At 41.9% G+C, this 7,501-nt stretch carries 9 protein-coding genes; 2 read left to right on the top strand and 7 right to left on the bottom strand.

Annotated elements, in window-relative coordinates:
• Positions 1 to 174: 174 nt before the first annotated feature.
• The gene (locus HNQ34_RS15100) at positions 175 to 645 is read right to left on the bottom strand and encodes a SprT family protein (protein ID WP_183256014.1); all 471 of its coding nucleotides are present in this window, start codon (positions 643 to 645) and stop codon (positions 175 to 177) included.
• 82 nt (positions 646 to 727) lie between these two features.
• Between HNQ34_RS15100 and cmpA the strand changes: the two genes are divergently transcribed.
• Entirely contained in the window at positions 728 to 841 is a 114-nt protein-coding gene (gene cmpA, locus HNQ34_RS15095; RefSeq protein ID WP_012748966.1) for a cortex morphogenetic protein CmpA, read from the top strand.
• Positions 842 to 854: 13 nt separating this feature from the next.
• Here cmpA and HNQ34_RS15090 read toward each other — a convergent pair whose 3' ends face one another.
• From HNQ34_RS15090 to acpS, 6 genes are all read right to left on the bottom strand, one after another.
• A complete protein-coding gene (locus HNQ34_RS15090; protein WP_183256012.1) occupies positions 855 to 3,023 on the bottom strand; it encodes a Tex family protein in 2,169 nt (722 codons plus the stop codon).
• A 136-nt stretch (positions 3,024 to 3,159) separates the two neighbouring features.
• Positions 3,160 to 3,510 carry a type II toxin-antitoxin system endoribonuclease NdoA gene (gene ndoA / locus HNQ34_RS15085; RefSeq protein ID WP_003253417.1) on the bottom strand — a complete coding sequence of 117 codons (351 nt, stop codon included), beginning with the start codon at positions 3,508 to 3,510 and terminating at the stop codon, positions 3,160 to 3,162.
• A gap of 4 nt (positions 3,511 to 3,514) precedes the next feature.
• Positions 3,515 to 3,796, bottom strand: a complete 282-nt coding sequence (locus HNQ34_RS15080; RefSeq protein ID WP_027410260.1) for a CopG family ribbon-helix-helix protein — start codon at positions 3,794 to 3,796, stop codon at positions 3,515 to 3,517.
• Between the two features lie 121 nt (positions 3,797 to 3,917).
• Positions 3,918 to 5,087, bottom strand: a complete 1,170-nt coding sequence (alr, locus tag HNQ34_RS15075) for an alanine racemase (protein ID WP_183256010.1) — start codon at positions 5,085 to 5,087, stop codon at positions 3,918 to 3,920.
• A 272-nt stretch (positions 5,088 to 5,359) separates the two neighbouring features.
• Positions 5,360 to 6,373 (bottom strand): LolA family protein, encoded by a 1,014-nt coding sequence (locus tag HNQ34_RS15070; protein ID WP_183256008.1) that lies wholly within the window; start codon positions 6,371 to 6,373, stop codon positions 5,360 to 5,362.
• A gap of 90 nt (positions 6,374 to 6,463) precedes the next feature.
• A complete protein-coding gene (gene acpS, locus HNQ34_RS15065; RefSeq protein ID WP_183256005.1) occupies positions 6,464 to 6,826 on the bottom strand; it encodes a holo-ACP synthase in 363 nt (120 codons plus the stop codon).
• Positions 6,827 to 6,895: 69 nt separating this feature from the next.
• Between acpS and HNQ34_RS15060 the strand changes: the two genes are divergently transcribed.
• The gene (locus HNQ34_RS15060; protein WP_183256003.1) at positions 6,896 to 7,498 is read left to right on the top strand and encodes a rhomboid family intramembrane serine protease; all 603 of its coding nucleotides are present in this window, start codon (positions 6,896 to 6,898) and stop codon (positions 7,496 to 7,498) included.
• Positions 7,499 to 7,501 lie beyond the last annotated feature (3 nt).

The following is a 7,501-nucleotide window of genomic DNA, read 5'->3' as shown; positions in this document are numbered from 1 at the left end:
GAAGGCAAGTCACAGACTTGCCTCCGACAGTCGAAAAAATAGGGAGTCTACTTTTTCGTCAGCCATAAGTTAAACCTCCCAGTTGTATTTATATAAGTAAAATAATGGATAATCAACACCCATGATTCATACACCATGTTGATTCGTTGATCATTTTTTGAGCACCAATCATGATTAGTTTTTGTTGCTTGTTTCGATCATTTTCAATCTCCCTTTACATTTTCCGCAAACATATCGATTCGTATTCATCCTTCTTTTTCGTTGATACGTTAAGCCGCAATGCAAACAGACGTAAACGTAGAAAAGATGGGCGACTTTTCTGTTCTGGTTAGGGAGAGGGCGACAATACCGAGGCGCCTTTACCTGATGTAACAACACACGAAAATCTTGATCTCCGTGCCGATACCCTTTTCCCTCTAAATGAAGATGGTAATGGCACAACTCATGCTTAATAATCGAAACAAGTTCTTCTTCACCAAACACCTCATAATATTTTGGATTAATTTCAATATTATGGGAACGCAATAAATATCGCCCCCCCGTTGTTCGCAATCGCGGGTTAAACAGCGCTTGATGCTGAAATGGTTTTTGAAAAAACTTCCATGATATGGTTTCAACTAGTTTTTGCAACTCATTTTGTTCCATTTTCTTTCCACCTTTTCTGACACAGGACGACTTTCCTATACATACATTATATACTACCTTTTCAAAATGGAGGGTAAGTTTTATGCCAACATGGTTAAAAAATCAAATGAGACGGGCTTATTACGAAAAAAATCGATATCAAATTAAGTTGTTAAATCAATGCTGGTTTTTTTATCAAAAAAAACACTGCTCGTAAAGGCAGTGTTTTTTCATTGTTCTGGTGGAAGCATCGATAATGAAACTCTTCCTTTTGCCACATCGACACTGTCGACCCAAACTTTCACGACTTCTCCTACCGATACAACATCAAGCGGATGCCGCACATATTGCTTGCTTAGCTTTGAAATATGAACAAGTCCATCTTGCTTGACGCCGATATCGACAAACGCGCCAAAATCAACGACATTGCGCACCGTTCCTTCCAATTCCATTCCTTTTTTCAAATCTTCCATTGTTAAAATATCTTTGCGCAATAGCGGTTTCGGTAGTTCATCACGCGGATCCCGTTCTGGCCGAATTAATGCCTCGACAATATCTTTTAGTGTTATTTCGCCGATTCCAAGTGATTCGGCTGTTTCTTTGATCGATATTGTTTGCAAGGCTTCGCGAAGCGCTTCACTGCCGATGTCTGACGTCGTAAACCCGATTTGGCGCAGCAGTTTTTTCACTTCCTCATATCTCTCAGGATGGATTGGTGTCCGGTCTAACGGCTCCTCCCCATCGATAATGCGTAAAAACCCAATGCATTGTTCGTACGTTTTCGCTCCGAGCCGCGGGATGTTTTTTAATTCGCTGCGATTTTTAAATTTACCTTGTTCTTCTCTTCGTTTAACAATATTTTCAGCAACCGTTTTCGATAATCCTGATACATATTGCAAAAGAGAAACAGAAGCTGTATTAACGTTCACACCGACTTGGTTGACAACTGTTTCAACGACAAAGCGGAGCGATTCTTCTAATTTTTTTTGTGAAACATCATGTTGATACTGGCCAACCCCGACAGATTTCGGGTCAATTTTCACCAGCTCGGCAAGAGGGTCTTGTACACGCCGCGCAATCGAAACCGCGCTTCGCTCCTCTACTTGTAAATCCGGAAATTCTTGACGCGCCAAATCTGAAGCGGAATAAACGCTTGCTCCTGCTTCATTGACAATCAAATAAAATATTTCTTGTTTCAGTTGCTTGATTGTATCAGCGACAAACTGCTCCGTTTCACGCGATGCGGTACCATTTCCGATCGCAATCATTTGCACGCCGTACTCTTGAATAATGCCAATAAGCTTTTCTCTCGCTTCTTCCCATTTCGCATGAGGTGGATGCGGATAGACGACATCAATTTTTAACAGCTTTCCCGTTTCATCCACAACCGCCAGTTTGCAGCCCGTGCGATAAGCAGGATCGACACCGAGTATAATCTTCCCTTTTAATGGCGGCTGCAATAACAAATTACGCAAATTTTCTGCAAAAATGTGGATCGCTCTCTCTTCCGCTTTCTCTGTTAATTCATTGCGAATATCCCGTGCAATGGACGGCTCAATTAAACGTTTATAGCCATCTTCTACCGCCTCAGCTACAAGAGGAGCTACTGGCGATTGCTGCTTGTTTCCAATCACCTTTATTTTTACATACTCTATTATCTCTTCGACAGGCGCTTGAATGGAAACACGCAATACTTCTTCTTTTTCGCCGCGATTGAGCGCTAAAATGCGATGCGGAACAATTTTATGTACAGGTTCTTCATATTCGTAATACATTTCGTATACGTTTTTCTCATCTTTTTCTACTTCTTTTCCCGCAGACATGATGATTCCTTTTTTCCATGTTTGCGTGCGGATCCATTGACGGATGGAAGCATCATCGGAGATTTGCTCGGCAATGATGTCTTTCGCTCCCTGCAACGCCTCGTCCACCGTCTCAACACCTTTTTCCGGATTGATAAATTCCCGCGCTTTTTCCTCCGGCGCTAGGTTCACCGGGAATGTAAGCAGCCATTCTGCCAACGGCTCTAGCCCTTTCTCTTTAGCGACTGTTGCTTTCGTTCTTCGTTTTTGTTTATATGGTCTGTATAAATCTTCAACTTGCTGCAATTTTGTTGCTTTGTTAATGGCGTTTTTTAATTCGTCCGTCAATTTTCCTTGCTCATCAATAAGGCGAATCACTTCTTCTTTCCGCTGCTCGAGATGTTGCAAATAGCTCCATCTTTCAAGTATATCGCGAATCTTTACTTCGTCTAAAGCACCCGTTAATTCCTTCCGGTAACGAGCGATAAACGGAACCGTATTTCCTTCTTCCGAAAGCGAGATCACGTTATTTACTTGTTGCACCGAAAGTTTTAATTCGTTCGCAATGACACGAATAAGCGCTTCTCTTTTCTCCAAATTTATTAACCTCCAACCACGTAATAATGGTTATTTTAACAAAAAACAAAAATAGCTACAAATGATGCAGCTATTTTCCATCGGTTGTTCATATTCTCACCGTTGGACAGATCGGATCCGACCTGCCCTTTCCAAGTTAAAAGTCGATAAGTCCTAAGCTGATTTGCAGTGCTTCGTCTACTTTATCCATCATTTCATCATCTAAATGCGTAATCTTGTCCGTTAGCCGCTGTTTGTCAATCGTCCGAATTTGCTCTAAAAGAATGACAGAATCGCGCTCAAATCCGTAGCGTTTCGCATCAATTTCTACATGTGTCGGCAGCTTTGCCTTTTGGATTTGGGCCGTAATCGCCGCCACAATGACAGTCGGGCTAAATCGATTTCCAATGTCATTTTGAATGACTAATACCGGACGAACTCCACCTTGCTCTGAGCCAACGACCGGGGAAAGGTCCGCAAAATAAACGTCGCCACGTTTAACAATCAAAGCATTACCCCCCGCTAACTAAACGTTCAACGGTGTGGTCGGCCTCATATTCTGCAAGAAACGCTTCCGATGCAATTGATAAGTTAATTTTCGCCATTTCCATGTAACCGCGTCTCATCGCCTCGCGAATTTGCCGTTTTTTCCGTTCGCGAATATACATTTTCGTCGCTTGGTAAATAAGCTCATTGCGATTACCGTTCTCTTGCTTGACAAGGCCATCCAATTCAGTTAACAGCGCTTGGGGCAAACGAACGACGATCTCCGTTGTTGCGCTAGATTCAGACACGAACATACACCTCCACGAAACTGCAGCCAATTAGTTGCTCCTATTTCATAATACCATTAAATAAAGGCGATGCAAAGTTAATTCCGTCTCTCTATGATTATCGTCTGAAAATTTTTTTCGTTTATACATAACGATTACCATCTAAAACAACATTTCTCACTTCCATTATACTCTGCTTTTTCAAAAAAATACGGGGCACGCGGTAACTTATTGTACAAGGGATTTCATAATTGATTGTACCTAAATATTGGGCAACATCATCCATTGTTACTTGCGCATCGCCCTGCTTTCCGATGAGCGTAACTTTGGTTCCGACAGGCACGTACTCGGGTAGCCGGATCATCATTTGATCCATGCAAATTCGCCCGATAATCGGCGCTTTTACTCCATTGACTAATACTTGAAAGTTCTGAAGTTTTCGAATCCATCCATCCGCATAACCGATCGGAACCGTACCGATCCATTCTTCTTTTTCCACTGTATACGTAGCGCCATAGCTTACTTTTTCACCCGGCAATAAACGCTTCACATGAACAATGCGGCTATGAAGGGAAAACGCTTCCTTTAATTCAAATGGCAGATGCGGTTTAAGGGCAAGTGAAGGAGTTAAGCCATACATCGCAATGCCGAAACGAACCATATTGAACACTTTATCCGGAAATCGCAAACTTGTGGCACTGTTTCCGCAATGAATCCATTTCGGTTGATAAGGAAGCCAGTTAAGCATTCGCAAAAAGTTTTCATATTGAAAAGAAAAGTATTGCGTATCGATTTCATCCGCTGTCGCAAAGTGAGTATACACGCCTTCGAGCGAAAAAGCCGAATGTTCGTCAATCATGGCAACGATTCGCTTCGTTTCTTCTTCTTCTTTTACTCCCAATCTCCCCATCCCAGTATCCATTTTTAAATGAAGGGCAACTGGCGGTCCGTCTTGATGCCATTGTTTTGCTTTTTCAAGCCACTCTTGTTGAAACACTGTTAGCGTAATCCGTTCGCGAGCCGCCAGCTGAATATCTTCAGGACGAACCGCTCCCAATACAAGAATCGGCGCTTCGATCCCTTTTTTCCGCAAAGCGAGCGCTTCATCTAAAAATGCAACCGCTAAATAAGAAGCTCCTGCCTCCAGTGCGGTTTGAGCTACTTGTACATCGCCGTGGCCGTATGCATTCGCTTTGACGACTGCCATAATGGCCGTCTCTTTCCGTAAAAATGTTCGCAATGAAGCAACGTTATGAAAAATCGCATCTAAATCGACTTCCACCCAAGTATCCCGGTGAAAAGAGCCCACCATGTTGTGATTCACTTCCTCCAAAAATATATCCTGAATCCGTGACAGCTTCTTCTCATTTTTTATCTTAATTTTTGCATATTCACCTATTGGGTGAAGCGCAACACGTACAATATTTGCTGATTTATTGAACTTTCTCAGCCGTTTGCATGAGTTTTTATCACGGATTTAGGTATATAAAAAATTATTGTCGGTTGTCGCCACAATGTCAACTAAAGAATTTCTGTTCAAAGAAAAAACAGGCTCGATCAATCTATGAGCCTGCACGGAACTCTTTATTTTATCGCTTTTCCTTGCACAGAACGGGCGATCGTCACCATTTCTTCCCGCGTTAAATCGTTTGACGCAATCATAAATTCAACCCCTTTGTATGTCCACGTGAGCGAACGGTCTGTCAGCGCACCGACGGCAAAGCCTAAATCAACTGGTTCACCATTTACGAGAACAGCCGTACTTGTCGCTGGTAAAATACGCGCTTTTTCCTGAATAAGCGTAAATGATTTTTGACCTCCAAACGTCATAATAATGCGCTTACCATTATCAGTCGCCACTTCTTTTTCATCCATTTGTTCGACACCTTCCGGTAAATTGATAGGATACATGACTTCTATCGCTTCACCCCCCGCTTTCGCCATCGTCGGTACTTCCAAGCGGGCTCCTGTCATATTTTTGGTCGTATCAAAGGCATCTTGGTCAAATTTTTTATTAAATTCAATTTCGGAAAATTGCACGGTTAACAAGGCATTCATGTCGGTATCCATCACTTTCACCGATACAGGAGACAAATCTTTTTTTCTTAAAGTAATTTCTTGTTTTGGAATTATTTTGCTGTTCGGATAATTCGTTTTCGTTTCAAACACATAATGGTCTTTTGTCGCTTTAAAACGGGCGTTTTTATCGCTTAAAATATCTTTCACTAACGACTCGTACAAATACGCTTGGCTGCTGTTTTTCGGCCAATCGCTTTGGAAGCGAAAGCTTTTGTTTAATGCAGGAGTGATGACAAATACTCCTTCGTCATTGCGCAAAATCATTTGGTTTTGATCTTTTTCAGCATTTTTCAAACTCACCCGGTAGTACGACGGCTCCTTATACCAAATTTCTACGTCGTACACTTGCGGCTCCGATCCTGTTTTGAGCGTTAGTTTCGCTTTTGCTTGGTAGCTGGAGATTTCATTCATCTTTTCGTCGAGCGCTTTGATAACATCTCCTTGCGATTTTGTCCCGCATCCCGCTAATACAAAAAGCAAAACGATGCCCAGCCATACGCCAAACAAGTTTTTCCTCATGTTTTCAACCCCTTTGCCTCATATCAACGTTAGGAGAATCACTCCTTTTTGCACTACCAATATATGAGGCAGTTTGGTTGAATATGCAGACTAGCATGACAAGCGTTCAATAATTACTTGGGCGACCGCATAGTCACGGCTATGTGAAATGGAAACGTGAATCCGATGTCCGTCCAGCGTCGAAACGGCCACTGGCTTGCCATATTCATCATTCATAATTTCAACATCCTGAAACGATATACTTTTCCCGATTCCCGTTCCAAGCGCTTTCGCATATGCTTCTTTCGCCGCAAACCTTCCTGCCAAAAATTCGACTTTCCGTCCATTCGATAATGAATAAAAGATGCTTTTTTCTTTTTCCGTTAAAATGCGGTGGATAAACCGCTCATTTTGTTCCATCAGCTTTTGAACTCGTTCCAATTCCACAATATCAATACCGATTCCAACAATCATTAGCTTCTATCCCCTCTATGCCATACATATATTTTTAGTAAACAAACAGCCGGAAAAAGGAGCGATTTTATGTCTAATCGTACAGAGAACGTGCACACATTTTTTTGTTCATATCCGATTGTCTCGACCATCATTTTAATCAATATCGTTTTTTTCTTTATGTTTTCTATCCCAGCTCTGCTATTTAACAATATATTAAAAACGCTCATCGGCTTCAATGCTGCTATTGTCCAAGGCGAATATTGGCGGCTTATTACTCCGCTTTTTTTGCATCTTCATATTGGACATATGATCATTAATTCTGTTTCCCTTGTGCTATTTGGGGCTGCTTTAGAAAAAATAATAGGAAAATGGATGTTTCTTGTAGCTTATATTGGAAGCGGAATATTGGCCAATGTAGCCACTCTGTTGTTCGCCCCCATTATGTACAAGCATCTTGGTGCATCGGGAGCGATTTTCGGCCTGTTTGGCGTCTATAGCTATCTTGCGTTTTTTCATCGGCATATCATTAACCGGCAACACGCCCAAATCATCTTTGCCGTATTAACCGTTGGACTTATGATGACATTGGCCACTCCCCATATGAACATCATCGCCCATTTTTTCGGCTTTTTAAGTGGCGCAATTTTGGCACCGTTTGTCGCTTCTCACCCGAAACCGTACCGTTTTTAAAAA

Origin of the sequence: Anoxybacteroides tepidamans (assembly GCF_014201465.1) — a bacterium.
Lineage (GTDB): Bacteria > Bacillota > Bacilli > Bacillales > Anoxybacillaceae > Anoxybacteroides > Anoxybacteroides tepidamans.
This window is presented reverse-complemented; position numbering and strand designations above follow the sequence as displayed.